Annotated in this window: 20 protein-coding genes; 5 read left to right on the top strand and 15 right to left on the bottom strand. The window is 53.2% G+C overall.

What is annotated here, in order from left to right; all coding sequences use genetic code 11:
- Window positions 1-69: 69 nt before the first annotated feature.
- Entirely contained in the window at window positions 70-3561 is a 3492-nt protein-coding gene (locus BR04_RS00755; RefSeq protein ID WP_496354069.1) for a DUF748 domain-containing protein, read from the bottom strand.
- Between the two features lie 886 nt (window positions 3562-4447).
- Between BR04_RS00755 and BR04_RS00750 the strand changes: the two genes are divergently transcribed.
- Together BR04_RS00750 and BR04_RS00745 are read left to right on the top strand one after the other, a co-directional pair.
- Window positions 4448-5071: a hypothetical protein gene (locus BR04_RS00750; RefSeq protein ID WP_496354068.1), complete on the top strand. Its 624-nt coding sequence runs from the start codon at window positions 4448-4450 to the stop codon at window positions 5069-5071.
- A 164-nt stretch (window positions 5072-5235) separates the two neighbouring features.
- Window positions 5236-5439, top strand: coding sequence for a cold-shock protein (locus tag BR04_RS00745; protein WP_144685304.1), 204 nt, complete (start codon window positions 5236-5238; stop codon window positions 5437-5439).
- Window positions 5440-5700: 261 nt separating this feature from the next.
- On the opposite strand, the gene pyrG is transcribed toward BR04_RS00745, so the two are convergent.
- The 3 genes from pyrG to eno all read right to left on the bottom strand — a co-directional run bounded on the left by pyrG (window position 5701) and on the right by eno (window position 9700).
- Window positions 5701-7347 carry a CTP synthase gene (gene pyrG / locus BR04_RS00740; protein WP_496354067.1) on the bottom strand — a complete coding sequence of 549 codons (1647 nt, stop codon included), beginning with the start codon at window positions 7345-7347 and terminating at the stop codon, window positions 5701-5703.
- A gap of 55 nt (window positions 7348-7402) precedes the next feature.
- Entirely contained in the window at window positions 7403-8233 is an 831-nt protein-coding gene (locus tag BR04_RS00735) for a hypothetical protein (protein WP_496354066.1), read from the bottom strand.
- A gap of 189 nt (window positions 8234-8422) precedes the next feature.
- A complete protein-coding gene (gene eno, locus BR04_RS00730; protein ID WP_496354065.1) occupies window positions 8423-9700 on the bottom strand; it encodes a phosphopyruvate hydratase in 1278 nt (425 codons plus the stop codon).
- A 235-nt stretch (window positions 9701-9935) separates the two neighbouring features.
- Between eno and BR04_RS00725 the strand changes: the two genes are divergently transcribed.
- A complete protein-coding gene (locus BR04_RS00725; protein WP_496354064.1) occupies window positions 9936-10343 on the top strand; it encodes a hypothetical protein in 408 nt (135 codons plus the stop codon).
- A gap of 27 nt (window positions 10344-10370) precedes the next feature.
- On the opposite strand, the gene pyk is transcribed toward BR04_RS00725, so the two are convergent.
- The 7 genes from pyk to BR04_RS00690 all read right to left on the bottom strand — a co-directional run bounded on the left by pyk (window position 10371) and on the right by BR04_RS00690 (window position 18567).
- Window positions 10371-11768: a pyruvate kinase gene (pyk, locus tag BR04_RS00720; protein WP_496354063.1), complete on the bottom strand. Its 1398-nt coding sequence runs from the start codon at window positions 11766-11768 to the stop codon at window positions 10371-10373.
- Between the two features lie 84 nt (window positions 11769-11852).
- Complete coding sequence (gene holA, locus BR04_RS00715; RefSeq protein ID WP_496354062.1) at window positions 11853-13256, bottom strand: DNA polymerase III subunit delta; 1404 nt, start codon at window positions 13254-13256, stop codon at window positions 11853-11855.
- Between the two features lie 89 nt (window positions 13257-13345).
- Window positions 13346-13837 carry a signal peptidase II gene (gene lspA / locus BR04_RS00710; RefSeq protein ID WP_496354061.1) on the bottom strand — a complete coding sequence of 164 codons (492 nt, stop codon included), beginning with the start codon at window positions 13835-13837 and terminating at the stop codon, window positions 13346-13348.
- Between the two features lie 125 nt (window positions 13838-13962).
- Window positions 13963-16743, bottom strand: a complete 2781-nt coding sequence (ileS, locus tag BR04_RS00705; protein ID WP_496354060.1) for an isoleucine--tRNA ligase — start codon at window positions 16741-16743, stop codon at window positions 13963-13965.
- Window positions 16744-16835: 92 nt separating this feature from the next.
- The gene (gene rsmG, locus BR04_RS00700; protein ID WP_496354059.1) at window positions 16836-17513 is read right to left on the bottom strand and encodes a 16S rRNA (guanine(527)-N(7))-methyltransferase RsmG; all 678 of its coding nucleotides are present in this window, start codon (window positions 17511-17513) and stop codon (window positions 16836-16838) included.
- A gap of 20 nt (window positions 17514-17533) precedes the next feature.
- Window positions 17534-17860, bottom strand: coding sequence for an AzlD domain-containing protein (locus BR04_RS00695; RefSeq protein ID WP_496354058.1), 327 nt, complete (start codon window positions 17858-17860; stop codon window positions 17534-17536).
- Window positions 17857-18567, bottom strand: a complete 711-nt coding sequence (locus BR04_RS00690) for an AzlC family ABC transporter permease (protein WP_496354057.1) — start codon at window positions 18565-18567, stop codon at window positions 17857-17859. Before BR04_RS00690 ends, BR04_RS00695 begins: the two co-directional genes overlap by 4 nt.
- A gap of 493 nt (window positions 18568-19060) precedes the next feature.
- Between BR04_RS00690 and fusA the strand changes: the two genes are divergently transcribed.
- Window positions 19061-21154, top strand: coding sequence for an elongation factor G (fusA, locus tag BR04_RS00685; protein ID WP_496354056.1), 2094 nt, complete (start codon window positions 19061-19063; stop codon window positions 21152-21154).
- A 94-nt stretch (window positions 21155-21248) separates the two neighbouring features.
- On the opposite strand, the gene BR04_RS00680 is transcribed toward fusA, so the two are convergent.
- A complete protein-coding gene (locus BR04_RS00680) occupies window positions 21249-22949 on the bottom strand; it encodes a TIGR03545 family protein (protein WP_496354055.1) in 1701 nt (566 codons plus the stop codon).
- Window positions 22950-22963: 14 nt separating this feature from the next.
- Window positions 22964-23467, bottom strand: a complete 504-nt coding sequence (locus BR04_RS00675) for a TIGR03546 family protein (RefSeq protein WP_496354054.1) — start codon at window positions 23465-23467, stop codon at window positions 22964-22966.
- Between the two features lie 364 nt (window positions 23468-23831).
- Here BR04_RS00675 and BR04_RS00670 point away from each other — a divergent pair, with 364 nt between their 5' ends.
- Window positions 23832-24668: a choline utilization transcriptional activator gene (locus BR04_RS00670; protein ID WP_496354053.1), complete on the top strand. Its 837-nt coding sequence runs from the start codon at window positions 23832-23834 to the stop codon at window positions 24666-24668.
- 218 nt (window positions 24669-24886) lie between these two features.
- On the opposite strand, the gene BR04_RS00665 is transcribed toward BR04_RS00670, so the two are convergent.
- Together BR04_RS00665 and upp are read right to left on the bottom strand one after the other, a co-directional pair.
- On the bottom strand, window positions 24887-26131 hold the full coding sequence (locus BR04_RS00665) for a uracil-xanthine permease family protein (RefSeq protein ID WP_496354052.1): 1245 nt from the start codon (window positions 26129-26131) through the stop codon (window positions 24887-24889).
- 18 nt (window positions 26132-26149) lie between these two features.
- Window positions 26150-26776, bottom strand: a complete 627-nt coding sequence (gene upp / locus BR04_RS00660) for a uracil phosphoribosyltransferase (protein WP_496354051.1) — start codon at window positions 26774-26776, stop codon at window positions 26150-26152.
- Window positions 26777-26973: the final 197 nt, after the last annotated feature.

Here is a 26973-nt window from a genome sequence, read left to right as displayed (position 1 = left end):
GTCAAGTTGAGAAGGTCAATTTTACGAAGATCTGCTTCAAAGAAAAAGGCATCTGCTTTCTTTTCTGTCTTATTTTACCGTAAGGGAAAATTTTACGGCAGGCGGCCCATCAACTCGCCCCTCATGCCGAAAAAGCCTTGAAACTTCAATATTTTCTTCTTCGACAAGCACCCGGCGCACCGACAGTATCCGCTCACGTTCCAATCCCAGCCACAATCCTTCATCCACCGGCTCCAGACGAAGAAGGGTTTCCAGAGCCCTTTCAAGGGACTCTGGCTCTCCGCCCGTTTTTTCCATATGAAGGGAGACAAGGGCCGCTTCCCTGTCCATGCCCTTTGCCATTTTTCCGGCAATTTCAGCCTCCACCCGCACAGCGGCCAGTGCCTGCCTGTCCGCGTCTCCTGTCACAGGCATCATTTCAAGCTGCAAGAGAGGCCTCTCCCTCAAACTTCTCCCAAGAATTCTAAGCTTTTCAATATGTTGAGGCTCTAAAACACTGCTACCCGGTAAAAAGAGCACCTCCGGACTATTTTCTTCTCCCCCAAGATGTAAAAGGGCCGTAAAGGGAGATGTGGCCATGCGCATTATCAAACCCGTAAAAGCCCGCCAGAGGGTAGGTCCAATGCGGAACTGCGGATCCGTCACATCACCGGTAACGGGAAGATCAATCTGTATCACACCATGACGATCCTCCAGCAAAGCCTGGGCCAGCCCCAACGGTATATTAGGCGCATCAGAATCTGGTATCCTCGTCCCCAGACGCAGGCCTTTCAGGTGCAGATGATTGCGTGTATCCAGATAATTTTCCCGTACACGCCAGTCAAGATCAACCCGCATCTTGCCCCGCTCCAGCGGGTATCCCGCATACGTTCTTGCATAGGAAGAAAGACCTGCCATTTCAACATCCTCTATACGAAAATCCAGAGTGGTCTCGTCTAAAAAATCCGGCATCCGTCCCTTGAGACTCAAAAAAACGGGGCTCTGACCATCCTTGAGCGCTGTCATTTCCAGGCCGAATTTTTTTTGTGCATCCCCGGTATCCACATCCTGAAACACCCCGGAAACAGCACTGATTTCCGTATGGAAAAGAGGATTTACAGAGCGATCATAAAAACTGAAACGATTATTTTCCATACGAAAAGTATCCATGCGGAAACGGAAAGTCTCCCCCGCATCTTCCGGTTCTTTCTCCTCTTCTCCTCCCCCAGTGTCCTCAGAATCTCCGGATGGTGAAAGCGTTACAAAGGGTCGGATACCTTCGGGGTCATAATCCAGCAAAAATTTTGCTTCCCGTAAAAACCCCTCTTTCATCGCAATAACGGGAGGATTTTCCCGCATCTCAATTCCATGGATATCCAAAACTCCCATCTGCAAAAAAGCATCCCGTTCATCGGAGCGCCGCAGGCTAAGATCCGAAACCCCCATATCCGCTTGTATCCGAAGCCCCTCGGAAGTATCCCATCCCAGCCCTCCTACCAAACGGAATTCCCCCTTGGGAAGCACAAGTCCGGCATATTTTTTCAAATAGGGAGAAGCTGCTTTCAATGCAATTTTTTCGAGGGCAAAGTCTGCCAAAATGGAAATAGGTTCCTGAAGACAGGTTCCCTCAGACCGAATCTCCCCTTCCCCGTCCAGGCGTGCAGAAAAACGCCACGGGAAGGGAATTTTTCCCGGTAAGACCAGATCGTTTATATCCAGGTATAGGGCATCAAGGCGCAGTCGGGCTTCTTCTTCAAGAAGAGAATCCCGGTAACGAACCTTGCCATCGGAAAGGGAAAAATGCCCAAGCGAAAAAGACAGATCCGATATCTTTTCTCCCTTTGCTTCCGAATCTGAGGGAAGACCGGAATCAGGCTCCGCCTTTCCATCCTGTATCGTCATGGCAAAGGGAAGGCGTATACCCTCAGCCGTACGTTCCGCATAAAATTCCGGTTGCAGCAGCTGCACCTTTTTCACATGCCAGGTATTCTTCAACGGTTCGAGGGGACCAGCAACAACAGCCAGTTTTTCCATCTTGAAAAAAGGCTCCCCTCCGGTAAACCGCACTTCCAGGGCAGAAAGTTCACCCTCAAGCTGGGGGATGGAGAAGTCCTTCCCATCCAAAAGAAAATCCCCCGACAGGGTAAAAGCTCCCGAAGTCAACTTTCCGTCAAACTGCTCCGGAAAATACGGAGCAAATACGGGAAGCTGCAAACGATCAAGACGGATATGGCCTTTCGCAGAAAGAGGCGTCAGTCCAAGATCCATATGCCATATCAGACGTCCGCCACTTTCCAGGTTCAAGCCACCACGCAAACGCCCCCTGTGTCCTTCCCCGGAAGCAAAGGAGTAGCCCTCAAGATGAACCCCCTGCACCTTCCCCCTGAACCCTCCATCCCCCATACCGGCTATCAGGGGATCATGCCAAAAAATTTCTCCTTCTTCGAGCAGGAGATGGTCCAAATTCCAGGAAAGAAGGGACAAGGCTTCCCCTTCGCGGGCCGCTTCCATGGCTACAGATGCTACCTCCGTTTCTTCTTTCCCCTTAACATCCTGCGTACCGGCCTCATAGGCTTCAAGAAAGGGCAAACGAATACCGGTTTCTGTCCTTTCCACATGGAATTTGGGCTTCTCAAAAAGGATCGTTTCCATTCTGTAGTCCTGGGCAAGCGGACGCAGAGGCCCCCCCGAAAAGCGCAACGTTTCCATACTGAAAAAAGGAGTATGGTCTCCATGCAGGATATTCAGATCCGAAAGATGACCTTTCAGGTGAGGAACAGAAAAATCACCGTCCGCAAAAAGCAGATCCGCCCCCATGGAAAACAATCCTGAGGCCAGATACCCATCGAAAATACCGGGAAAATAGGGCTCGAAAAGAGGTAAGGGAATCCCCCCAGCCCCCACATGACCTTTCACAAAAAAAGGATTCAGCCCAAGACTGAGATCAAGGGAACAGGTACCGCCCTTCTCCAGACGCCATCCCCCCCAGAAACGGCCCTTTCTGTCGGGTGCTGTTCCCAGCAGCAAAGCCCGCAGCCGCATATCGGTAAGACTTTCCGAAAAATCACGTCCTGCATCCTGAAAATGGACATTCCCCCCACGGAGATCCATCTTCTGAATCAAAAAGGGAAAAGGCTTGCCCGACGTCTCCTCCCCTTTTTTCTCCACCTCCCCATCCGATTGCCCTTGCTCTTCCGGAAAAGGGATACCACCAAAATTCAAACGGCCGTCCGCCTCCAAACGGATATGGAAGGCAGGATTTTCAACATCAAGACTGCTGATCACAAGCTGTCTTGAAAAAAGACTCCGAACCACCCCGATATCCAGCCCCACCCGTCCCATACGTATACCGGGATCTTCGGGTTGTCCCAAAACAAAATCCTGGATCTCAAGGGAAAAACGAAGGGGAGAAAATCGAATCTTGCCAACGGAAATCTGCTGTCCCAGATGCTCCGGAAGCTTTCCCTCCAGTATGTAACGCACCGCCCATGGGACTCCGAGGCTCAACCCCACCCAGAGCAGAACCAGACTGCCCACCAACCAGAAGCCCCTTCGCATTTCAGGGGAAATTACCCTTTTCATAAACACTCCTCATAAACAAAAAAATTACCTTGCTCCCCTCTGAACGGACAGAATCCACCTTATATACCGAATTCTGGGTATCGTATCAAAAAAATCATACATTTTTCGCTTTTTCTGTTGCCCTCATGATCCTTTCAGGATATATGCCATTCGTTACTTTGTACAAGCAGGGTTCCTGAAGAAGGGTTTCTCCAAAAAGAATCAATCACTTAATTACAGATTAGTTTTCCCTGCACAATCCCAAAGCAAAATGGGTATTTGCATCTCAGGAGAATCGTCCAGTAAACTTCTCTCCCGGGATTGATGCACTACCCGTGTGGGTTGTTCATGGAATAATTTTTTTGATTCGAATTGTTTACCATCCCCCTTCCTTGCAACATGACGCCGGATTCCCCTCTCCGGCATCCCGTACCGGAACACAAAACTTCCAGTTATTTTACCTCAAACGGATACGAACATCACATTATGGACAAAGCAAAAAAAGCACGCATTGAAGCACAATTGGCAAAAATGATAAAAGAAAACAAAGCCTTAAACGCTCAAACCCCTGCCACCCGTACCGTTATGGAAGCACGGCCTACATCCGGAACAGCCCATGTTATCCGAAGACGGAAAGGAAATCCGGAAGAACGGATCTCCATTATCTGTGCTCCCTGAAAGACCTCACGGACAAGCATATTGCCCGCAGCAGGAAGTTAAAAATCTGGAGCAGGTTCTTCCTGCTTGCAGCCTTCTTCTCCTTCTGTAAGAATACCCGCGTCTGACCCCATCCGTTTTTTACACATTGCCGCAGAATCCCTCTTTGTTCTGTCCGTAAAAAAACAGGAAGGCAGATGGATTCCCGCAACGGCAAAATCCATGGTATTCCAGGGTACGAGGAAATCCAATGATTCCAAGTATTGGTATGACACGCATTCCCCTTACCGCGCGCTTTGGCGAACTGCTCATTGAAAAGGGTCTCGCAACACCCGAACAGGTAAGCCAGGCTCTTTCCAGGCAGCGGTTCCTGCGGATGCAGAATCAGCATATCCGTATTGGTGATCTCCTTCAGAAAGAATGCGATATTGATCGCCGGACAATGGAAGATATTTTTATCAAAGAACTCTTTCATCAGGTACTTCTACGTCTGAAAATCTTACTGGCCGAAGATCCGGATCTGCCCTCCAATCTCGAATGCGTCCTCATCACAATACGGATTCTTCAGGAAGAACCGAATATCCTTCTGGGAGAAGCTGACATGCAGGTCAGCCTGCCGGACAGACCGGAAAACATTCTGATGATCTGTATTCCCTTCGACTTTCGTTTTTCGGATTATTCCACCATTATTGATTTACCCGACACCATTGACCAGATTAAAAATGGTCTGAACGAAACTCTGGCAATTTCCCCATCGGAACAGCGCAGCATGGGGATTGCCATTCAGAGCATGAACTGCATATTCCCCCTTGCGGGTGGGGATTCGCTGACAAAAGAATCAGATTTTTTTGAGGATAAAAAAAATAATGATTGACAACCCCCCCCCGATTCTTTAGTATCCGAACATTCAGCAGGTGCAATGCTGTTGGCGGAAAATAAAAATGGACGATACATTACCCCTTTGGGTTTTTGTACAACTCCACAAACTGCCAATTCTGAGCACCACATTAGATACACACAGACGTTAAGGAGAAGAAATTGGCAGAAGGCACTGTAAAATGGTTCAATGAGACAAAAGGTTTTGGTTTTATCGCTACGGATTCCGGCCAGGATGTGTTTGTACACTTCTCTGCGATCCAGACCAGCGGGTTCAAAACCCTTCAGGAAGGTCAGCGGGTTCAGTTTGATATTGTTAACGGCCAGAAGGGTCCGGCCGCTGACAAGGTAGTTCCCCTGGGCTAATTTAAAAATTTAAAAAATTCTGGCGATCGTCCCGAGTGTTACATGCGGGACGATCGCTTTTTTTGTTTTTTCTGACAGGTACTTTGACGCATCATCATTTGAGCAGGCATGGGAATGGCTGAGTCAGGGGAGTACTCAAAATAAAAAATTTCAGGCCGGAACACTGGGTTCCGACCTGAAAAATATCTCCTGCAAGCATCCCGCAGATGCATTTCCACCAACCAGATCCTATCCTCTTGTCGATACAAAACGACCCGGCATTCAGACAGAACGCTTATTGGCAAGCGAGGCTGCAATAAAATCCCGAAACAACGGGTGGGCTGCCATGGGTCTCGACTTGAATTCCGGATGAAACTGGCATCCCACAAACCAGGGGTGCTTGTCCACTTCCACCATTTCCACCAGCCCGCCATCGGGGGACATACCGGAAAAAATCAGCCCCGCAGCTTCCAGTACTTCCCGATAGGCATTGTTAAATTCAAAACGATGGCGGTGCCTTTCAGAAATTTCAGCCTCACCATAAGCCCGGAAGGCCATGGTCGTTTCCTTCAAGTTACAGGGGTAAGCTCCCAGCCGCATGGTGCCTCCCTTTTCCGATGTCACATCCCGATATTCCATCTCTCCGGTTCGGGGATTCAGCCACTCCTTGATAAGATGGATCACCGGATCCGGCGTATTGGGAACAAACTCCGTACTGTGCGCCTTCTCCACACCTGCCACATTCCGGGCATATTCAATAACAGCCACCTGCATCCCCAAACAGATACCAAAATAGGGAATTTTCTGCTCCCGTGCATACCGGGCGGCGAGAATTTTCCCCTCAACCCCGCGCTTCCCAAAACCACCGGGAACCAGAATACCATCCCCGTCAGCCAAGCGCTCTGCAACGTTTTCCGGGGTCAATTCTTCTGAATCCACAAAATCAAAGATTACCCTGGCACTGTTGGCAATACCGGCATGGGAAAGGGATTCATTCAGACTTTTATAAGAATCCGCAAGGTTAACATATTTTCCCACAATCTTGATACGAACATCACTCTCCGGATGACGGAAACCCCTTACAATGCGCTCCCAGACTTCCAGTCTTGGTGCCCTGGCCCAGATCCCCAGCAGGTCACATATCTTGTCATCCAGACGCTGCTGATGGTAAACAATGGGCACCTCATAGATGCAGTCCACGTCCTTGGCCGTAATGACACAATCCCCACCCACATTGCAATAAAGGCCGATCTTACGCTTCAATTCCTCACTGAGAAGCCGGTCCGTCCGGCACAGAAGAATATCCGGCTGGATACCGATGGCCCGGAGATCCTTGACACTGTGCTGGGTAGGCTTGGTTTTCAACTCCCCCGCCGTGGCAATGTAAGGCACCAGGGTCAGATGGATATAAAGCACATTGTTTTTACCCTCATCGGCCCGCATCTGGCGAATGGCTTCGAGAAAGGGAAGACTTTCAATATCCCCGATGGTACCGCCAATCTCAATGATGGCCACATCCACATCCCGGCCAATACGGCGGATGCTTTCCTTGATCTCATCGGTGATATGGGGAATAACCTGCACCGTCCCGCCCAGATACTCTCCCCGTCTTTCCTTCTGGATCACCGCATTGTAAATCTTACCTGTGGTAAAGTTGTTAAACCGCCCCATGCGGACGGAAATAAAACGTTCATAATGCCCAAGATCCAGATCCGTCTCCGCACCGTCATCGGTAACAAATACCTCTCCGTGCTGAAAGGGACTCATGGTGCCGGGATCCACATTGATATAGGGATCCAGCTTCTGTATGGTGACACGCAGCCCCCGGCTCTCCAGGAGAGCTCCGATGGAAGCCGATGCCAGCCCCTTGCCCAGGGAAGAAACGACACCGCCGGTTACGAAAATATATTTTGTGGTATTGTTGCCCATAATATTCCCAGCTTGAAAGAAGTCTAAAAAAGGCCGCAACAGTTCTGACCATGGCCTAGTGATAGCGCTTGCGCAAACGATCCAACCCCTCCTCCACTTCCCGGAGGGACTCCATCTCCCGGGTTTCCGGCAAGGATTCCCGATGAGAAACAGGATACTGCATCCGCATATTTTCCAGAGAAAAAAGTGCGTCGGAAAAGGTCTCTGGCGTTACCGTCTGCACATCCATGGTCTGCAACAGCAAACGTTCCTCTCCGAAAACATCCATCCGCATGGGCCATGCAGCTCCGGAGAATACACGCCAGTCCCGATAATGAAAAACGATTTCCCTCAGAAGGCGCCCGTCTTCCTGTCGCAGCAAAACCATGGCAAGGGGGTAAAGGGTCTCCTTATCGATCAGAAGATGCGATCCTTCCATTGCCCCCAATCGATAGCAGATACGTCCTCCGTAACGCATCAGACCCGTTTTTCTCAGATCCATGCCCTGTTTTTCCAGAAGCGAAATCAGGGCATGCCTGTCACGCACCAGCAGGGGCAGGTAAAAAAGGTCCTCCAGACCAGGGGGGTGTCCCGCATTTTTTCCATTCAGTATCAGAAGAAAATCTCCTGAGACCGTTCCCAGGCGTAGACGTCTGCCATCCTGGGTTTCACTCCGGAATGCCCCGGGAAGTTTAAAAAATAAAGTTTCCGCCACCCGAGACGGTTTTTCTCCAAAATCCTCCCCTGGGATTTCCACAAGTACTTCCATACGCACGCCCTCAGACCAGCCCATGGCACGCACCATCAGATCCAGAAGGTGGGGGCCTTCAGGAACAAAGGCCTGAACAGAAAAGGGCTGCAACAAACACAACAGCCAGAATCCCGCAAGCTTGCGCATCCTCCCCATGGAAACCTCCCTTTCCTGCCAGCTTAAAAGCATATCTGATCCGCACTCTGATTCAGCCTTTGTTTTCCGCCTCTGGCCTTGCCCCGGATTCTGCGCCTCTCCCTCCTGGGGCCTGAAGGCAGGCACAAACAAAACCTGCCCCCGACCTACGGCCTGCCTGTTTGATCCAGGCAATCCTATACTGACCTTCTATTTTAACGGAAAGACATTTCCGGCATATACGGCAGCTTCACCCAGCTCTTCCTCAATACGGATCAGCTGGTTGTATTTGGCCACACGGTCACTGCGGGAAAGGGAGCCGGTCTTGATCTGACCTGCGTTCAGTCCTACAGCCAGATCCGCAATAAAAGTATCCTCCGTCTCTCCGGAGCGGTGGGAAATGACCGTAGCGTACCCTGCTTTTTTGGCCATGGCAATGGCTTCCAGGGTTTCCGTCACCGTACCGATCTGATTGAGCTTGATGAGGATGGCATTGGCAATGCCGTCTTCGATACCTTTTTTGAGGATGGCGGGATTGGTCACAAACACATCATCCCCCACAAGCTGTACCCTCTTACCGAGACGCCTGGTCATGAGGGCCCAGTTTTCCCAGTCCCCTTCGGCAAGGCCGTCTTCGATGGAAACGATGGGATAGCGATCCAGAAGCCCTTCATAATAGTCAATCATTTCTGCTGCGGTCAGGACACGGCCCTCCCCTTCCAGATGGTAGGCACCATCCTTATAGAATTCACTGGCCGCCACATCCAGAGCCAGGGCGATGTCTTTACCTGCTGTGTAGCCTGCTGCGGCAATGGCTTCCATGATGAGACCGATGGCTTCCTCGTTGGTGGACAGATCCGGAGCAAATCCCCCCTCATCGCCCACGGCCGTGTTCAGCCCGCGCTTTTTGAGAAGAGTTTTCAGATGGTGAAAAACTTCCGCTCCCATCCGCACCGCATCGGCCACGGAAGACGCCCCGACCGGAATCACCATGAATTCCTGGATATCCAGACTGTTGGTGGCATGGGCGCCTCCGTTGATGATGTTCATCATAGGCGTAGGCAGGGTCGTGGCCGCAATACCGCCCAGATAGCGGAAAAGGGAAAGACCATAGGCATCGGCTCCCGCACGGGCGGCAGCCATGGAAAGGGCCAGAATGGCGTTGGCTCCCATGCGGGACTTGTTTTCCGTGCCATCACACTCCAGCATGGCCCGATCCAGTCCCACCTGATCGGTCACATCATAGCCCAGAATCTCCGGAGCCAGCAGTTCCATCGCATGGTTGACGGCAGTCCGCACTCCTTTGCCAAGGTAACGGCCTTCCTCTCCGTCCCGCAGTTCCAGGGCCTCACGCACCCCTGTGGAAGCTCCGGAAGGTACGGCAGCCCGACCTGCCGCACCGCTGGCCAGCATGATATCCACTTCAACGGTGGGGTTTCCACGGGAATCCAGGATTTCCCTGGCCCGGACATCGACGATTTCCGTCATGGGTTCATCTCCTTAGGTGGTGGTCGTTTTATCAAAAAAATACAACAGCATCTAAAATGATCACGTCAAAAATAAAAGGCGCAAGCTATTGAATTCATTAGAATTCATAAAAGCATCCACGCCCATGCACATTGACAAATTCCCCTGAACTGATACCCTTCATCGGGTTTTGTGTCAAGGCGGGTCTTGCCAAAACCCCCCCTCTCTTTCCCCTGATTCCATGGAGAAGAACGCCATGCATGAAAAAAGCCCCCATGAAACCGCCCATCTTCTGGCTGCCGCCATCCGCATTGCCGCCCATCAAAAAAAAGGAAATCCTCCGGATACCACCGAGGTCTGTGCCCTCCTCCGCATCTCCACGGAAGAAGGCCTTTTTTTTGTACGCAAGCTGGAAAAGGCAGGCATTGTGGAAAGGGTGGAACAGGCTGGCTCCGAAAGGCTCTTCATCCGGGACATGCAGGCCATCGAAGCTTTGCCAAAAAAAGTTGAAGGCCCTGAAATGACAGCTGAAATAGAGGCTTTCCAATCCAGACGCCAGAGCCGGAACTCAGAAATTGAAAGCTTCCAGAAAAAACAGAAGGAAAAGCAAAAGGCCCTTTTTGCCGAGCTGAACCGCAAACTCGGCAAGGGAGAGCAAACTTAAAAGCCCCGCTTCTCCCAGAGAGGCTTCCTACAGAATCCGAACCTTCACCATATTGGTGGTACCCCGCTGCCAGATGGGATGGCCTGCGGTCAGCACCACCCGGCTGCCTTCTCTGGCAAGCCCTGCCTCCAGAGCCGCATTCCCCGCCTTCTCAATCATGGTATCCGTATCCTTCTCCTCAGAAAAAAGCCTTGGTATACACCCCCAGTACAGGCAAAGCCTTCGTACCATCTTCTCATCCGGGCTTAAGGCCAGAATGGGACAACGGGGCCGGAAGCGGGCAATCTGGGCTGCGGTGAATCCGCTGCGGGTCGGAGCCACAAGGGCTGCGGCATCCAGTTCGTCGGCAAGGACAGCGGATGCCCTGGCCACGGACTCGGGCACACCGCAGCTTTCGGGCTTTGCCCGGTAACGCTCATGGGGAAAACGGGTTTCCGCACGGCTGGCGATCTTTGCCATGTACTGCACCGCTTCTACGGGATAAGCCCCCATGGCCGTCTCTTCGGAAAGCATGATGGCATCCGCCCCGTCCAGAACCGCATTGGCAACGTCATTGGCTTCCGCCCGTGTGGGGCGTGGACTCTCCACCATGGATTTCAACATCTGGGTGGCAATAATGACGGGTTTACCCGCCCCATTGGCCATGCGCACCAGATCTTTCTGGATATCGGGCACATTCTCCAGGGGAATTTCCACCCCCAGATCCCCCCTCGCCACCATGAGACCATCGGCCTCGGCAAGAATCTCCGGCATATTGTCCAGGGCCTCATGCTTTTCAATCTTGGCGATCACCGGCGTATCCTGACCATGGGCCGCCACAATACGCTTGACCTCCCGGATATCCTCTCCGCTGCGGACAAAGGACAGGGCCACAAAATCCACACCGCACTCCAGACCAAAAAGAAGATCCTCCTTGTCCTTTTCCGTCAGGGCAGGGATGCTGAGGCTGGCGGACGGCAGGTTGATGCCCTTTCCCGAGGTCAGAATCCCTCCCGTCACCACGCGGCAGACAATGTCCGTTTCTCCCTTCTGCAGCACAAAAAGCTCCATCATGCCATCGGCAAGCAGGAGGGCATCGCCCACGGACACATCCCTTGCCAGCCCCGCATAGGTCACGGGAATACCGGCACCGCCCGAGGATTCCGCAGAAAGGACAATCTCCTCTCCAGGAGTCAGGCGTACGCCAGTTTCAGGCAGTTTTCCCACCCGGATCTTGGGCCCGCAGAGATCCTGAAGAATGGCCACAGGAATTTCCAGTTTTTCAGACACTTTCCGGATGCGGGCCACCATGGCCCCATGCTCCCTGTGGAGGCCATGGGAAAAATTCAGACGGGCCACACGCATCCCGGCAAGAATCATCTTCTCCAGCACAGCAATATCGGCACAGGCAGGGCCTATGGTACAGACTATCTTGGTTTTCGGCATGATCACTCCATGGAAAAGACTTCGGTATCGGGGTTGAAATCTGAACTGTATGAAAAAAAAGGGAGGCAATGCTTGGCGGAAGCCTCAGGCGGCCTTTTCCTCCGGCCCGAGGATGATACGAATCACGGTGGATTCCAGTACCCGCACAGGATCCAGACCGGACTTGATACGAAAATCCGCCTCCGCAAGCAGTCCCATGGCAAAGATCAGGGCAGGGAGTCCGAAGCGTTCCGCCCGCAGGAGGGTCTGGTAAACGGGGTAAGGACTTTTCCCGTTGCCCGCCACAAGAAGATCCGTTGCCTTCATTTTTTTGGCATCCTCGGGCTGCCAGCTTTCCCGCAAAGAAGAAAGAGCTTCCTCATGGGCCAGCAGCTGAGGCAGTACGCGGCCTGTGAAGGCATCGTAGGCCATGCGCTGTGTCCAGGCACTGCCCCCGGGAGAAAGAAGAAAATCCATGGACATCATCAGTTTTCTGCACTGGTTGATCAGGGCGGAAAGAAGCTGTAGGGGATGCATCCCTTCTTCCAGAAGGGCCTTCAGAGACGAAAGGGCTTCCGGCGCGTTGCGGTCGGCCACAGCACCGGTGAACACAAAGATGGGATCCTGACGGGTACGTTTCAGCAGACCTTCCACATCCTTTAAGGTAATGCCCTTGCGCTCGCCTGCAAAATCCACAAGCTTTTCAAGGTTTGCGGACAAGATGCGCAGATCAAAACCCGTCATCTCCAGAAGACGGCTTGCGGCCCTGGGATCAATGGTTTTCCCGGCCTTTCCCAGTACCCCCACCACACAGGCCCGCATCATCTCTTCCCGGGCCTCACGATCCTGACGGCGGTTACCCGAAGGTACGCTGCAATCCACCACACAGGCAGCTGCGGCAAGTTTTTTATACAGCACCCGACGTCGATCCACCTGATCCACGGTGATAAGAAGATGGTGCCCCCTGGGAAATCCCTTTTCCATGGACTGAAGCAGAAGTTCCCCCTCATCCATGGAAGAAGGCACCTTCATCCCCTTTTGCAGACAGGCCTCGGCCAGGGTCTGCATCCAGGGTTCCTCGCCTTCGGTCTTTTTCTTCTTCCGGCCTCCGGGAACAAGGGACTCAAGGCTTATCCCCTTGATGGCAAGATAACGCACAAAGGGTGCCAGAGCCTGGGCTGTTTTGCCCTTTTCAAGGGCCTTCTTCGCCTTTTCTGCCAGGGCCTGGGCCTCCGTATCCGTATCAAAGAGGCGGGCTCCCAGAAGGGCCACAATCTTACCCGTACTTAAAAGGGAAAAGGTATTGGTTTCTTCCAGAGCATCCCGCAGCCGTACCTGGGCACCGTCGAGGCTTTCCAGGGCATCACTGGATCCCAGAGTCTCCACAAGGCGATGCAGGGCTGCATCACAGAGAAAGGACTCCCCATGCACCAGGTAAACGGGAAAAAATCCGTCCTTCTGCTGGTGCTGCAAGAGGGAAGGAAGCTCCGTATAACGAATTTCCACCATGGGAAAAAACCTCGGTAAAGGGAGAAGCACAAGCCTTCAAAAAACGCCCCTAAAAGAAAAACTGAAAAAACCGGAAGACAGGACAGGCACTAAAAGCCTTTGGGAAGCTTTTTAAAAAGCACATGAAAAACAAAAATCGCCATGCCGATACAAATGGCAGAATCCGCCACATTAAAGGCCGGCCAGTGCCATCCCTTCCAGTACACATCAAAAAAATCAACGACATAGCCAAAACGAATGCGATCCACCATGTTCCCCACGGCTCCGCCAAAAATCAGAGCCAGCCCCGTGCGTAAACATAAAAAGGCCTGGGGCGTCCTGTGATAAAAAAACAGGATCATCAGGGTGGCAAGACCGGAAACAAAAAGAAATACCAGCTTACGAACCCAGACTCCCTGCCCTGCAAGAAAGCCAAAGGCTCCACCGGGATTGTGCACATGGGTCAGGTCAAAAAAACCGGGAAGGATGGGAATGGCGCTGCCATAGGCCATGCCCGTATGCACAAGGTGCTTGGTCACCTGATCGAGAATCAGCACAGCGCTTGTGATCCAGAGGAGAAAAAGAAGTCTTTGGCGGATCATGACTTTCCTGGGGTTCAGGGTTTCAGAGAAAGACAAAGAAGCCGGGCAAACCCGGCTCCCTTTTTACCATCATAAAGGCCAGGGAAGCATCCTGCCGTCCTCCCTGGTCTGCATCCCCAAAGCCCCTACCCGAGGTTCATGGCTTCCAGGGCCTTTTTGCAACGGGAACAGATTTCCGGATGATGGGCAAAGCTTCCCACACTTTCATCCCGCACCCAGCAACGCACGCATTTTTCACCCGAAGCCCGTCCTACACCCACAAAAAGATCTTCCATTTCCGTGGCACTCAGCCCTTGGCCCCCCTCCCTGAGGGTGACGGCACTGACGATGAAGACATTCTGCAAAATTTCCGCATCAAAGCTTGCAAGCAGGGCCGCTGCTTCACCTGTTGCTGCAAGAAACACCTCCGCATCCAGGGGATGGCCGATGGTCTTTTCCCTGCGGGCCGCCTCCAGCACTTTCAGCACTTCGGAACGGATGCGGGAAAGCCCGTCCCAGCGGGCAACCAGACTTGCATCGGAAAGTCCCAGGGGCCTGGGCATGAGGGCAAGGTGGACGCTTTCCTCCTTGTCCTGCCACAGGGGCATGTGGGTCCAGACCTCTTCCGCCGTAAAGGGCAGGATGGGAGCCATCATGCGCACCAGAGCATCCACAATGCGGAACATGGCCGTCTGGGCACTGCGGCGTAAAGCACCGGAAGCGGCTTCCGTGTAGAGACGGTCTTTCAGGATATCAAGGTAGAAGGCCGAGAGATCCAGGGTACAGAAGTTGTGCAGACCATGGTAGATGGTGTGAAAGGCATAGGTTTCATAGGCCTTTTCCACCCGCTCCACAAGATTATCCAGACGGTGAAGGGCATAGCGATCCAGCTCCGTGAGGGCGATATCCGCCACAGCGTCTTTGACGGGATCAAAATCATAGAGATTGCTGATGAGAAAACGGCAGGTATTGCGGATACGGCGATAGGCTTCGGAAAGCTGTTTCAGAATATTGTCTGAAATGCGCACATCATCCTTATAATCCGAGGCCGCCACCCAAAGCCTCAAGATCTCCGCCCCATGCTGCTGGATGACCTTATCCGGCGCAATGACGTTGCCGACAGACTTGGACATTTTGCGGCCTTCACCGTCCACCACAAAGCCATGGGTCAGAACGGACTTGTAGGGCGCTTTGCCTTTAAGTCCCACGGAAGTGAGAAGCGAGCTGTGGAACCACCCCCTGTGCTGATCGCTGCCCTCCAGATAGAGATCCGCAGGCCAAGAAAGCACCTCCTTTCTTTCCTCCAGAACGGCCATGTGGCTGACACCGGAGTCAAACCACACATCGAGGATATCGCTTTCCTTCACAAAACGGGTGGCCCCGCAGTCCGCGCACTTTGCATCCCCTGCCAGAAAATGGCTGGCCTCCTGCTCAAACCAGACATCGGCCCCCTTCTCCAGGAAGGTCTCGTACACCCGGTCCACGGTTTCCCGGTTCATGAACAGGCTGCCGCAGTCCGCACAGTAGAACATGGGAATGGGAACGCCCCAGGAACGCTGACGGGAAACACACCAGTCCGGACGGTTGGCGATCATGCCGAAAATCCGCTCCCGGCCCCACTTGGGAATCCACTGCACCCGGTCGATCTCTTCCAGGGCGTTTTTCCTCAGATCGTTATTTTCCATGGAAATGAACCACTGAGGCGTTGCCCGGAAGATCACAGGCTTCTTGCAGCGCCAGCAGTGGGGGTAGCTGTGACTCATGTCCATGCGATGGACAAGACACCCTGCGGCCTCAAGCTTTTCCATGACCTTCTCATTGGCTTTGAACACAAAAAGACCGGCCAGCTCCTCCCCCACCTCTGCGGTATAGCAGCCGTTATCCTCCACGGGCGAATAGGGCTCAAGGCCGTAGCGGCCCCCCACGATGTAGTCGTCCGCCCCATGGCCGGGAGCTGTGTGTACGCAGCCCGTTCCCGCATCCAGGGTCACATGCCCGCCCATGATGATGGGAGAAGGCCGGTCATAAAAGGGATGCTGGCAGACAAGATTCTCAAGTTCGCTTCCCGTCCATTCTCCGACAAGCGCAAAATCTTCCTGACCAAGGGTCTTCATGAGGTCAGAAACCAGCTCTTTGGCCACAATGCGGATACGGCTGCCCATATCCACAGCCGCATAGGTGAACTCCGGATGCAGGCAGATGCCGAGGTTGGCGGGAATCGTCCAGGGGGTTGTGGTCCAGATGAGAACATCCACAGGCTTTTCAAGGCCAAGATCCGCCTTCAGGGGAAAGGCCACAAAAATGGAGGGGGAGCGCTCATCCTTGTGCTCGATTTCCGCTTCCGCCAGAGCCGTCTGGCAGCTGCAGCACCAGTGGATGGGTTTTTTGCCCCGGTACAGGCCGCCGTTCAAGGCAAAAAGACCGCAGGCCTTTGCAATGGCCGCCTCATAGGCAAAGGCCATGGTCTGATAGGGATTGTCCCACTCACCCATGCCGCCCAGCCGTTTAAATTCTTCCCGCTGCACATCGATAAATCCCCTGGCGTAGTCCCGGCACTCCTTCCGGATTTCCACGGTGCTGAGGCTTTCCTTTTTCTTGCCGAGCTTTTTATCCACATTGTGCTCAATGGGAAGACCATGGCAGTCCCAACCCGGTACATAGGGGGCATCAAAACCCGCCATCTGCCGGGAACGCACAATGATGTCCTTTAAAATCTTATTTAAAGCCGTACCGATATGAATATTGCCGTTGGCATAGGGAGGACCGTCATGCAGGATGAACTTGGGCCGTCCGGCACTGGCGGAGCGGATTTTGGCATAAAGGTTCCGGCTTTCCCAGTCCGCCAGCTGCACAGGTTCACGCTGTGTCAGACCTGCTTTCATGGGAAAATCCGTTACCGGAAGGTTCAGGGTTTTTTTATACTCCATCGGGAAAATCCTCCAGTATGCTGCCGTGTTGATAATAAAAGCTGGTTATCTAAGGTGTTTTCTTCCGGCATGTCAAGGAAAGGCTCAAAAAATCATTGTCTTGTTTCCGGCCCCGAACGGGTGATCTCCACAATCCGCCGCCCTCCCCCGCCAAAGGGCAGGGCATAGCCATGCTCCTTGATATCAAGATCTGAAAAGAGATCAAGGGTAAGCTCCGTCTCCCCGCTCCCTTCCGGGCCTTTCATGGCAAGGAGGATTCCCGATGGAGCCAGCAGGGGAAGGCTTAAACTTACAAAACGATCCAGCGCGGTAAAAGCCCTGGAGACAATGCAGGAAAACCCCTTGCCAGCGATGTCGCTGCCGACAAGGGTCTCTACGCGCAGGTGGAGGGCCTGGGCGTTTTTCAAACCAAGGGTTCGGATCACATCCCGGACAAAGACCATCTTCTTTTCCACACTGTCCACCATGAAAACCTCCAGATCCGGACGCATCACGGCAATGACCATACCGGGAAAACCGCCTCCGGATCCCATGTCCAGAACAGAACCGGAAGCGGGCAGATGGGGCAGGATGGCAAGGGAATCCAGCACATGCTTTTCCGCAACCTCCATGGGATCGGTGATGGCCGTAAGGTTGACCTTCTGGTTCCAGCGCAAAAGGCTTGTGGCATGAAGGGCCAGGGCGGAAAGGGGTTTTTCCTTCAGGTCGAAACCCAGAAGCAAAGCCCCTTCGGCCACTTTTTCGCACCAGGCCCTGTCTCCTGTCTGCATGACATATCTCCTTTTGAATATCAAAACCAGCCTGTCTTTCCCAGAAACCAGAACACCCCCATGCCCGCCACAAGGGTAATCCCCAGAGAGCGGGTCCAGAGGGCCACCATGAGGGTGGGGAAAGCCGCAAAAAGCTCCGGTCTCGTGAGATCCAGAATCCGTGGCGTACCGGAAGTGATGAGATAGGGGACAAGAAGAGCGGAAAGGATGGCCACGGGAATCAGCTCCAGCCATTCTTCCAGAAGACCGGGCAGTTTTCTGCGGCTCAGAAAAAAAAGGGGAATCCAGCGGGGCAGAAAACTGACAAGCCCCATGCCCAGCACCAGCATCATATAGTCCGAACTCATGATCCCCTCACCTTCCTGCCCGAGGCCAGGGCCAGTCGTTTCAGTAAAAGCCCCACAGTAGCTCCCACAACAGCGCCCACCACAATAAAGGCATTGCCCGGAATGAAAAGAGCGGCCAGAGTTCCCGCAAGGGCAGCCGCAAGACCCGTGAGCACATGGAGAAGACCGTTCAACTGAAACACCAGAAGACAAATAAACATGGCAATGAGGGCATAGTCGATGCCAAAGGCCGAAGGGGCAATGAACCGTCCGAAAAGCCCGCCCAGCACGGTGCTGCCCACCCAGGCGGCATAAGCCAGAAAACTTGCGGAAATGGCCGACCCCAGAGGCCAGGAACCGGATCGGAGGCGGCTCGTATTCACGGCAAAGGTTTCATCCACAATAAAACAGGCCAGAAGACTCAGGCCACTGCGGGGAGCCCCCCTGTACCACACGGCAAGGGAAGAGGACATGAGCAGATGCCGAAGGTTCACCATGAAGGTGGTCAGAACCACGGCAATCCCCGAAGCCCCCGCATCCAGCATGGACACAGCGATGAACTGCCCGGATCCGGCAAAGACCAGGGCCGACATGAAAAAAATATGCAGGCCAGAAAGCCCCGCCTTTTCCGCCAGAACCCCAAAGGCAAGCCCAAGGGGGACATAGCCCACACAGATGGGCCAGATGGCTTTCATCCCCTGCCACAGCCCATCCAATCTCTCCGCCATACACATACCTGAGCCATCTCCTGCTGAATTTTGAAGATACGGAGTTCCACACCGGCATTTTCCGCATTGCCCCGAAACAGCGAGGACACCGGAAAAAATTGTGAAGTTTAGAAAAAAGCGAAACACAAGTCAAACACCAGATCCATGCGCCAGGGATACGTTTATAAAAAAATGTTTGACACTTCAGTGCATTGCCATTAGAATACGCTGATTTTGTTTTATGGTCATCTTTTTCCTTATAGTAATTTTAAGGAAGAAAGATGATTTTTTTATGGTTTCGAACCCCCCCCGCAACACCGACACCCAGAAAGTCCGGTGCGGGCGGTTCCTGTCACCGCCGTACCTCTAAAAGGTTTTTTGTTTTATTCCTGTTCATCTTTATGGAATCCAAACAAAACGGCTGTACTCTGCACGCAACCACCGGCCACGATGCCCCTCTGTGGGACATCCGTCGGTCACGCAACCCTTTTTTGTTTCTCAAGGATTCGGGAAAATGAAATACGACATCCAGAAAGTCCGGAACATCGGCATCAGCGCCCACATCGACTCCGGCAAAACGACCCTCTCCGAACGCATTCTCTTCTTCACCAAAAGAATCCATGCCATCCATGACGTCAAGGGCAAAGACGGCGTGGGTGCCACCATGGACTCCATGGAACTGGAGCGGGAACGCGGTATCACCATTGCCTCCGCAGCTACCTTCTGCGAGTGGAAGGGTCATGACATCAACCTCATCGACACGCCGGGACATGTGGATTTCACCATTGAGGTGGAACGTTCCCTCCGGGTTCTGGATGGCGCGATCCTTGTCCTCTGCTCCGTCGGCGGGGTACAGTCCCAGTCCATCACCGTAGATCAGCAGATGAAACGTTACAACGTACCCTGCATCGCCTTTGTCAACAAGTGTGACCGTACCGGCGCCAGTCCGGATCGGGTGATCTCCCAGCTTCGGGAAAAACTCGGGCACAATGCCTGGGCCATGCAGATTCCCATCGGCCTTGAAAACGATCACGAAGGTGTTGTGGATCTGATCGCCATGAAAGCCTTCTACTTTGACGGGCCCAACGGTGAGGATATCCGGGAAGAAGAGATCCCCGCAAAGCTTGTGGATCTGGCAAAAAAGAAACGGGAAGAACTGATTGACGCGGCCTCTCTTTTTTCCGACGAGCTGACCGAAGCCATCCTGGAAGAAACCGAAATCACCAACACCATGCTGGTGAATGCCATCCGCACCGGCGCCCTTCTGCGTCAGATGACCCCGGTTTTCGTGGGTTCTGCCTATAAAAACAAGGGTGTACAGCTTCTTCTGGATGCCGTGACCACCTACCTGCCCGCGCCTCCGGATGTCCGCAACGAAGCTCTGGATCTCGACAATGCGGAAGCCCCCATTGTTCTTGAATCCGATATCCAGAAGCCTACCGTGGCCCTCGCCTTCAAACTGGAAGACGGCGCCTACGGCCAGCTTACCTATATCCGTGTCTACCAGGGGATGCTTGAAAAAGGCTCCACCGTGATCAATATCCGTACGGGTAAAAAGATCAAGATCGGCCGCCTTGTGCGCATGCACGCCGACCAGATGGAAGAAATCGACAAGGTACCGGCAGGCATGATCGGTGCCATTTTCGGCGTAGACTGCGCCTCAGGGGATACTTTTGCAGATCCCTCCACAAATGTATCCATGACCTCCATGTTCGTGCCCAAGCCTGTTATCTCCCTGTCCATCATTCCCAAAGATAACAAGGCCCAGATCAACATGTCCAAGGCCCTGAACCGTTTCACCAAGGAAGACCCCACCTTCAACACCTTTGTGGATGAGGAAACCGGTGAAACCATCATTGAGGGTATGGGCGAGCTCCATCTTGAAGTGTATGTGGAACGCATGAAGCGGGAATACAAGGCGGAAGTGGAAACGGGCAAACCCCGGGTGGCTTACCGTGAAACCATTCTCCAGCATGCCGAATTCAACTACACCCACAGAAAACAGACCGGTGGTTCCGGTCAGTATGGTCGTGTGGCCGGCTACATGGAACCCCTGGAAGAGGGTGAATTTGAATTTGTCAACAATGTCACCGGCGGTGCCATCCCCACCAACTTCATTCCCGCCTGTGAGAAGGGCTTCAGAGCCTGCATGGTGAAGGGGCCCTCCCTGGAGTTCCCCATTACCGGCGTGCGGGTTGTCATCAACGATGGTGCCTCCCATGCGGTGGACTCTTCGGAAATGGCCTTCCAGGCTGCGGCCCGTGGCGCCTTCCTCGAAGGATACGCCAAGGCCAAGCCCACAGTTCTGGAACCCATCATGAAAGTGGTGGTGGAAACCCCCAGCGAATTCCAGGGCAGCGTCATGGGTACCATCAACCAGCGCAGGGGCATGATCGTGGGCTCCTCCGATGAAGGTCCCATGTCCATCATTGAAGCCCAGGTACCGCTTGCGGAAATGTTCGGTTATTCCACGATACTGCGCTCCGGCACCCAGGGCAAGGCCCAGTTCACCATGGAATTTGCCGTTTACCGTCAGGTTCCCATGTCCGTCATGGAAGACATCCGCAAGGAAGTGGAAGAGATCAAAAAGAAAAAGGCCAAGAAATAACAAAACCGCTCCCGGTTTTCCGGGAGCGGATCTTTTTCCAAAAAGCCCGGGAATTTTCCCGGGCTTTTTTTCTTTCCGGTACACAGCAAACGGATCAGAAGGACAGACGGCTTGCCCCGGCAAGATGCTCTTCCAGTATGCCCTTCAGATCCCCAAGGGAAGTCATCCGGGCTTCCAGTTCCTGAATGCCTCCTTCCGTACGCCCCTGCACCTCCTGGCGCAAACGCTTCTGAAAAGCTTCACCAGCATCCCGTGCCGCACGGGAAACAGCCTTTTTCACAACGCCTTCCAGACTGGACACAAACTGCAGTTCCGGTCTGTCCAGCGTCCCTCCAAGCCCCACCTTTACCGAAAGGGTCTTCATATCCTTCAGGGCTGATGTTACAGCAACCCGGAGCGGATCTTTTCCCTCAGGCAAGCCAAAACGTACCCCTGTCAAATCCAGAACGCCTTCCCCCTGAAGCCGATCCCCCCGTATGGCTGCATCCAGATGCACCGTACCCCTTTCCGGTATCAGGGAAAAATCCGCCGTACCCATGGCTCCGGGCTGCCATCCTCCCACCTGAATCCTGAAACGGTCTTCCGGAGCTTCCGGGTTCAGACGGTTGAAAACCGTTTCCAGCGTCAGACGCTCCATACCAGAAAGCCCCTCTCCTGCCAGATCCAGTTCCAAAGGATGCCCCAGAAGGTGCTGCTGCCGGGTTACATTCCGGAGACTGCCCTTCAGATCTCCCACAGGGCTATGAAGGGAAAGGGTGGCCTTGCGGATCAGAAAATCCGGCCTTGCCGGAAATTCTGCAAAAATTCTGTCCCGTCCCTCTCCACGCAGCCGCTGCTCCGGTTCAGGAGCTGTTGCACCAGACGCCTCCCCCTTCACCAGCCAGGGCTGGACTTTCCGGTACAGCCAAAGCCCTTTACGCACCCGGACTTCCCACTCCGGCCCGAGAAGCAGGCCGGTAATATTCCCCATACCCGCATCGGAAATGCCATATTTTGCCACCAGACGGTTGATATCTTCCGCAGCCAGACTTTTCAGGGAGCGGATTCTCTGACGGAATTCCGCAATCCTGCCTTCCAGATCGTCCCTGGTATCACGCAGGTTCCGGATATCCCTGTCCACTTCAGCCTTAATCTCCCGCAGTTCCCTGGCTCCCTTGAAAAGGCTCTCAAGTCCCCCCTTCTTCAGTTTCTCAATACGGGCTCTGTAAGCATCCAGCTTCCCGGCATCGGGAAGAGCCTGGAGCCTGGCCTCAAAGGCAACCCGCTCTGCCCTCAGCTCGGCGTCCAGAGTCTTTACCTCTTCAAGGGCAGCAAGGGACTCCCGTGAAAGGACGGTTTCCACGTCCGGAATCTGCAAGACAGGCATGGGAATCTGTACTTTACGGGAGGATTCCGTTTCTTCAGCCTCGTTGCCCCTTTTCTCCTTCCCCGGCAAAGCTCCGGAAAATTTCCTCGGTGTTCCCAGACGGATGCCTTCCACAGCCATTTCCGTAACATCCAGTCTGCGGAGCAGCAGAACTTCCGCATTCAGGCGCATACGGATACGCTCAATCTCAACGGCATTGGTCATGGGAGCATCCGGATCCGTCACCTGCAAACCTGAAAGTTCAAGGCCGGGTGGAAAAAAATGCGGCTGCACATTCCCCACATCCACCCTGGCTCCCACAGCCTGACTGCCTGCGGTCTCAAGGCCCTTTGCAATCAAGGGGCCGGAAAACAGCCATATTCCGCCCGCAAGAAGCCCGGAAAAAACCAAAAAAAACAGCAGTCCCCACCACCGGATCCATTTTTTCATTTTCAGTTCTCCTCTCAGACAAGCGCCCTGTAGGCAGCATAGATTTTTGTTCCCTTAATCATCTGGGAAATACGGGTTTTCTGGATCCACACCATAAAGCGGCTCCGGTATTTGCGGATCAGCAGCACCTGCATCACAAAAAGGGGAACAAAAAGAAAGAGGGAAACCACAAGGCTGCCCATTACAATGCTATTATAAAAGCGGGTTACCCGTACGAGGGGCAGATTGTAGAGGGCCGTCCAGAAATTCTCCAGATCCGGAAGAGTGAGCACAAACCACCCCAGGTGGTGAAACCATGGATCAAGAAAAAATGCCAGCATGGCAAATCCCCCCCAGCCCAGCATGAAGGCGGAAAGATTCACCCGCAGCCCCAGGGTCAGCAACAGCATCAGCAGGGTCGGCAGGCTGAAAAAAGGGGCAAACCCCGCCACCATGGAAAAACACAGAGCCAGACTGATCTGGCCGGGTTCGGCTTCGGAATGGAGAACTTTCAAAAGACTTGCAATGGCTTGTATCACGATTTTCTCCTCCTTTACTGTTACGCTGTCGCGAATCCACTTTCCTGTTGTGTCCAAAGTATGTCCGAATGGTCGTCAGGCACGCTGTTCCATCTGATCCGGAAAAGGGGGGAAGCTTCTTCTCAGGGAAACGCCATTCCCACCTTGTTTCAGCCATGTAATCGCTGTTTTACCCATGCAGCATTGAACCCATCGTTCCCACGCTCCAGCGTGGGAACGACAGCTGAAGCAAAATGGTAATCAGAAAAAACATTAAATACTTGATACTTCAGCTGAATATCTTATAATTAACACCCGAAAAAACGCCCTGTCCGGCCCCGTCTGCCCGCCTCTTCCTTCCACCACAAGCTGAAAGAACCCGAGAATGAAATATAAAAGCAGATATTCCATTGGAGAGGTCAGCAGAATCTGCAATGTATCCAAAAAAACACTGCGCTACTATGACAAGATTGGGCTGATCTGCTCAGAAAGAGACGACAGCAACAACTACCGCTACTATTCCAAGGAATCCCTTCTCGCCGTTCCTGTCATCAAATATTACAAACAGATGGGGTTCAAGCTCGATGAAATGGGGGCTTTTATTGAAGGCAATATTGAAAATGTCTACAGGATCATCCAGAAATCCTTCCGAGCCAAAATCCGGGAACTGAAACAGGCACAGGAAGAAATCCGCAGAAAATATGCCTCCGTCAAAGACTGGTATGATCTCATCATCGAGGCCGAAATGGTGATTGACAACCGCATCCATGAGGTGTCCGTCAAATATGTTGAGCCTTCCGAATATCTCTATCAGAAACAGGTCTTCAGCAATGACATTGAGGCCTCCATCATCAATATTGAATTCACAAATTATGTGGAAAAGCTGAACAATGAAATCACAGGCCCCGTTATTCTGAATTTTTCTTCCTTTCAGGATCGGATGCAGGAAAAAAATCAGAAAATACGTATTCTGCAGAAGGCACTGATGCCATGCGGGGAAACGGAAAAAATGATCTTTGGTGGCCAGATGATGATTACCTGCTATCACATCGGTTCCCATGAAACCATCCAGGCCACCTATGAAAAAATATGTACCTGGGCACGCAAGCATGGCTATGTGCTTGCTGAAGAATCCTTCGAAAGATATGTCACAGACTACTGGACAACCCGGAACAGTGCACAGTTTGTGACAGAGGTCATGCTCAAGGCTTCACGACTGTAAAATCCCAGACCTTGCAGCAAGACCCCTGTCCGTATTCAGGGCCTGTGACTATCTCCCATCTCACAATCCGCCGGGAATCATCTGGCTCGCAGTGAAAAACAGCCCCAGACAAAAGCGGCTGCCCTGCTGAGAAACAGAAGACTGCCAACCATCCACTTCAGCAGCGTTCTTTCATCATCGGCAGAAACAGAGCGATGCACAGAAAAACAAAGGTACATTCAGGCTTTTCTGCCCCCTCCCGGCAAAACCAGGTTCAGGAAAACGCCCAGAATAGCGGCAAGACCAATTCCCTGAAGGGAAAACTGCCCTGCGGAAAAACTCATGCCCCCAATGCCAAAAACAAGAATCAGGGCCACAATGGTGAGGTTCCGGTTCTGCATGAGATCCGCACCGGATCGTACCAGGGTATTCAGCCCCACCACCATGATCGCTCCGAAAAGCAACAGCAGAATCCCCCCCATCACCACAGCCGGTATGGTGGCCAGCAGTGCTCCCAGCTTCCCGACAAAGGCCAGGGCAATGGCCACAAGGGCCGCCCAGGTCATGACTCCCGCATTGCGGACACCGGTCAGGGCCACGGCACCCGTAACTTCCGAATAGGTCGTATTGGGAGGCCCCCCCAGAAAGGAGGCAAAACTAGTGGCCAGCCCATCCCCCAGCAGGGTGTTTTCAATACCGGGATCTTCCAGATAATCCTTGCCCGTGATGGCGCCTATGGCCAGAATATCTCCAAAATGCTCAATGGCCGGTGCAATGGCCACAGGAAGAATAAACAGAACTGCGGGGAGATGCCACTCCGGAAAAGTAAAGGATGGCATGGCGAACCAGGAGGCTTTCAGTACCGGGGTGAAATCCACAAGACCATAAAAAAGGGCTGTAAGATAGCCCGCAACAATACCACAGAGGATGGGAATCAGGCGAAAAAACCCCCGTCCCAGGAGGGAAAGCAGCACCGTCACCACCAGAGCCGTCATGGAAACCGTCAGGGCCGTCCCCCTGGGAACAATGGCTGCGGGATTGACCACGCCTGTGGCCATCTGAACGGCAACGGGGGCAAGGATCAGACCGATCACCATAATGACAGGCCCGGTAACCACAGGCGGCAGGATCCGTGTGATAATTTCCACACCCTGCCAGCGGATGAGAAGGCTTAACAGAATATACACCCCGCCTGCGGCCACAAGGCCTCCCATGGTGGCCGCAATCCCCCACTGGGCCACACCGATGGAAATGGGCGCAATAAAGGCAAAGGAAGAGGCCAGAAAAACAGGAACCTTGCCTTTGGTTACAAACTGAAAGATAAGGGTTCCCACACCTGCCGTAAACAGCGCCACATTGGGATCCAGACCCGTCAGCAGCGGTACCAGAACCAGAGCACCAAAGGCCACAAAAAGCATCTGCCCGCCAACAAGGGCATCCTTCGCCCGAAAACGGTAGGCAAGGGGATCAAGATTGTCCTGCATGGTACGGTTCTCCTCCGCTTATTTCGTTCCGAAAATTTTATCCCCCGCGTCACCAAGACCGGGAAGAATATAGCCCTTGTCATTGAGACATTCATCCACGGAAGCCACATAGATATCCACATCCGGATGGGCCGCTTCCAGACGTTTCAGTCCTTCGGGAGCGGCCACCAGAAAAATACCCCGGATCTGGGTACACCCGGCCTCCTTGAGAAGATCGATGGTGGCGATAAGGGTTCCCCCCGTGGCCAGCATGGGATCCAGAATCAGGGCCATACGCTTGTCCATATCAGATGCCAGCTTGACATAGTACCGCACAGGATTCAGGGTTTCCTCATCCCGGTAAAGTCCCACCACACTGACTTTGGCGGAAGGAATCATGTCCAGCACCCCGTCCATCATGCCAAGCCCTGCCCGCAGAATGGGGACAACAGTCACCTTTTTCCCCTTGATCTGCTCCACGGATACGGGCCCGGCCCACCCCTCTATCGTGATGCTTTCCGTTTCAAAATCCTTGGTGGCCTCATAGGTAAGCAAACGGGCCACCTCATTGGCAACAGCCCGAAAATTTTTAGTGGCAAGATCCGTTTGCCGTAACAGTCCCAGCTTATGGCGGATCAGGGGGTGATCCGCAACATAGACAGCCATGAAATCCTCCTTCAGATCAATACGGTGAAAAATCCTAAACAAAACCAACGCGGGCCAAGGACGCAGAACTTCCTCAAAATAACAGGATTTATTGCCTTTTCAAGCATTGAATCCGCAACACATTAGAGGAAGCATGGCCGTCGGTCAAGCCCAAAGCCCCTCTGATGGAAGGCCTTGCCCGACCCGGCCTGAGGTGC

The sequence above is a fragment of the Desulfobotulus sapovorans DSM 2055 genome (assembly GCF_059569355.1).
This window is presented reverse-complemented; position numbering and strand designations above follow the sequence as displayed.

What these genes read in the sequence shown, in the direction of transcription:
- BR04_RS00755 (WP_496354069.1), bottom strand. Translation starts at nt 3,561, where the DNA reads ATGAAAAGGGTAATTTCCCCTGAAATGCGAAGGGGCTTCTGGTTGGTG.
- BR04_RS00750 (WP_496354068.1), top strand. Translation starts at nt 4,448, where the DNA reads ATGATTCCAAGTATTGGTATGACACGCATTCCCCTTACCGCGCGCTTT.
- pyrG (WP_496354067.1), bottom strand. Translation starts at nt 7,347, where the DNA reads ATGGGCAACAATACCACAAAATATATTTTCGTAACCGGCGGTGTCGTT.
- BR04_RS00735 (WP_496354066.1), bottom strand. Translation starts at nt 8,233, where the DNA reads ATGGGGAGGATGCGCAAGCTTGCGGGATTCTGGCTGTTGTGTTTGTTG.
- eno (WP_496354065.1), bottom strand. Translation starts at nt 9,700, where the DNA reads ATGACGGAAATCGTCGATGTCCGGGCCAGGGAAATCCTGGATTCCCGT.
- BR04_RS00725 (WP_496354064.1), top strand. Translation starts at nt 9,936, where the DNA reads ATGCATGAAAAAAGCCCCCATGAAACCGCCCATCTTCTGGCTGCCGCC.
- pyk (WP_496354063.1), bottom strand. Translation starts at nt 11,768, where the DNA reads ATGCCGAAAACCAAGATAGTCTGTACCATAGGCCCTGCCTGTGCCGAT.
- holA (WP_496354062.1), bottom strand. Translation starts at nt 13,256, where the DNA reads ATGGTGGAAATTCGTTATACGGAGCTTCCTTCCCTCTTGCAGCACCAG.
- lspA (WP_496354061.1), bottom strand. Translation starts at nt 13,837, where the DNA reads ATGATCCGCCAAAGACTTCTTTTTCTCCTCTGGATCACAAGCGCTGTG.
- ileS (WP_496354060.1), bottom strand. Translation starts at nt 16,743, where the DNA reads ATGGAGTATAAAAAAACCCTGAACCTTCCGGTAACGGATTTTCCCATG.
- rsmG (WP_496354059.1), bottom strand. Translation starts at nt 17,513, where the DNA reads ATGCAGACAGGAGACAGGGCCTGGTGCGAAAAAGTGGCCGAAGGGGCT.
- BR04_RS00695 (WP_496354058.1), bottom strand. Translation starts at nt 17,860, where the DNA reads ATGAGTTCGGACTATATGATGCTGGTGCTGGGCATGGGGCTTGTCAGT.
- BR04_RS00690 (WP_496354057.1), bottom strand. Translation starts at nt 18,567, where the DNA reads ATGGCGGAGAGATTGGATGGGCTGTGGCAGGGGATGAAAGCCATCTGG.
- fusA (WP_496354056.1), top strand. Translation starts at nt 19,061, where the DNA reads ATGAAATACGACATCCAGAAAGTCCGGAACATCGGCATCAGCGCCCAC.
- BR04_RS00680 (WP_496354055.1), bottom strand. Translation starts at nt 22,949, where the DNA reads ATGAAAAAATGGATCCGGTGGTGGGGACTGCTGTTTTTTTTGGTTTTT.
- BR04_RS00670 (WP_496354053.1), top strand. Translation starts at nt 23,832, where the DNA reads ATGAAATATAAAAGCAGATATTCCATTGGAGAGGTCAGCAGAATCTGC.
- BR04_RS00665 (WP_496354052.1), bottom strand. Translation starts at nt 26,131, where the DNA reads ATGCAGGACAATCTTGATCCCCTTGCCTACCGTTTTCGGGCGAAGGAT.
- upp (WP_496354051.1), bottom strand. Translation starts at nt 26,776, where the DNA reads ATGGCTGTCTATGTTGCGGATCACCCCCTGATCCGCCATAAGCTGGGA.